Here is a 2,381-nt window from a genome sequence, read left to right as displayed (position 1 = left end):
GAATGTTGTTGTGGTGACTACATTTTACCAAAGAGAGGTGTCTTTTTGTGTGTTTTTTGATAATTATTTATAAGGAGTTTCAATAACCGCAAGGGTTAAACCTGGATATTCAACTGCAAAACTTGAGTTAAGTAAAAATTAAATTTAGAAAGGAATCTATACTTATATGGAAAATAATATTTACTATGGTGCTTGTGTGTATCCTGAATTGTGGTCAGATGACATAATGATTGAAGATTATGACCATATGAAAGAGCTTGGGATGAATTTAGCTAGAATGGGAGAATTTGCATGGTCAACATTTGAACCTACTCCTGGTAACTATGATTTCTCCGTTCTTGAAAGATCTCTAGAATTAACTAGAGAAAGAGGAATTAAAGTAGTCGTATGCACACCCACACCCACACCTCCTATATGGTTAACACATAATCACCCTGAAAGGTTGAATGTTAACAGTAATGGCCAAAGAATGCATCATGGTTCAAGACAGCACATTTGTACAAACAATAAATATTTTAGAGAACGTGCAAATTTACTAGTAGACAAAATGATGCAGGTAGTAAAAAAATACAATCATGTCGTTGCTATTCAGTTAGATAATGAATTTAAGGCTCATACAGGGCATTGTCTTGATTTTGATTGCAAAAAATTATGGAGTGAATGGTTAGAGAATAAATATTTAACAGTAGAGAATTTAAATAATAGATGGGGAACAAAAATTTGGAGTCAAGAATATTTTGATTTTAATCAAGTAGTTCAACCTTTACCTACTCCCTTTATACACAATAGTTCTTTACTTTTGAATTATAAGCGTTTTCTTCATGAAAAACTTGCAGAATTTGTTAGGGAACAAGTGAAAATCATCAAAAACCATTCGGATATTCCAGTCACTCACAACACTGGTATGTTTTTCGATGTTGATAATGAACTTATCGGAAACGAAATTGATTTTATGAGTTTTGACACCTATACACCTGTCGAACATTATGAGAATTTTGTTTTGAACCATGAAAGATGGCGTTACATTAGAAATGATACAAGATATACGATGCTACTTGAAACTAGTACATCTCATAATGGTCATTTGGAGAACTATGGTAGTATGCATGATTATGGTTATGTTGAAGCAGAGAGTTTTGTAACCTATGCTTCTGGTACTTCTGCTTTTACTTACTGGCCTTTTAGGGGACAGCGTTCTGGTTGTGAACAGCCTCATGGTTCCGTAGTTAGTTCTTGGGGAGACAAAACTATCGGATATGATTCCGTTTTGAAGGTTAGTCAATTATTTAAATGCATAAAACCACTTATTAGTGAAACAGTATTAATCGAACCTAAAGTATCAATCACTTATTCGGATCGTGCTCGTACTTTCATTGATAATGAACATGGGGGAGTATATAACTACAAGGAATTGATGAATTCATTTCACAAACACTTTCTAGATCTTAATATTCACAGAAAAATAATACCAGAAGGACACGAGTTAAATGGAACAGAAGTACTCTTCTCACCTTTTATGCACAATATATCTGAAGATTATTTTAACAGAGCGGTTGAATTTATGAAAAAAGGGGGAATATGGTTCGTTGGTCCTATGTCAGGAGACCGTACAGAAGAACACCATTGGCACACGGATAATGGACTAGGGCGACTAGGGGAACTACTTAATTTAAAATCTTCTATACAATTCTTTAGCAAGAATAAACAGGTAACTGGTAAAGCAATGGGTATATTTTCTGAATTAAATGGTTTGAATACCCTGATAGAAATTGATGAAAAATTTTCTAAGGGTAAGGTGACATCACATACAGCGCAAGGTCAATCATTTTTAGTTGAAAAAAAAATCGGTAAAGGTTTGCTGGTATATCTAGGTGCTCACGTAAGTGAAGAGCTGATGAAAGAGTTAATACAGCATTATGCCAGTGAATTTAGAATAAACGAAATTATAGAAACCTCAGAAGAAGTGATAGTTTTTAATAGAGTGGATATAAATAATAATGATTTCCAATACTGGATGGTAAATTTATCAAGAGAGGAAAAAGAAATTCAATTAAATAAATCATTTAAAAATTTAATTGATAATGAAATTTTCGAAAAAGGTATTCATACTTTAGCTCCTTATAAATACCTAGTGCTAACGCTAGAATAACTGTACACAATCAAGTTAGAAGCAAATTAAAATATAAAGTAACATAAATGTTTTTATAATATCAGTTTTAAAATGCTATAACCTGAAAAATTAAATCCCCTTCTCAAGGTTCATATTATTGTAATAATTTAATCTAATATTTGTTATTTTTTTAGTTATTATAATATGGTTAGGGTGTCAAAACCTAACCGGTTTACTACTTTTCCTTGTTAACAGTGCGATTTTGCCCGCT

1 protein-coding gene is annotated in these 2,381 nt (G+C 32.3%); it reads left to right on the top strand.

Features of this window, described 5'->3' with window-relative positions:
* The first annotated feature begins 166 nt into the window (after nt 1-166).
* Complete coding sequence (locus tag ABDZ53_RS11065) at nt 167-2,149, top strand: beta-galactosidase (RefSeq protein WP_343756532.1); 1,983 nt, start codon at nt 167-169, stop codon at nt 2,147-2,149.
* The last annotated feature ends 232 nt before the right edge of the window (nt 2,150-2,381 follow it).

Source organism: Alkalibacterium iburiense (assembly GCF_039521845.1).
Lineage (GTDB): Bacteria > Bacillota > Bacilli > Lactobacillales > Carnobacteriaceae_A > Alkalibacterium > Alkalibacterium iburiense.
The sequence above is the reverse complement of the archived record's forward strand: the minus strand, read 5'-3'. Positions and strand labels throughout refer to the sequence as shown.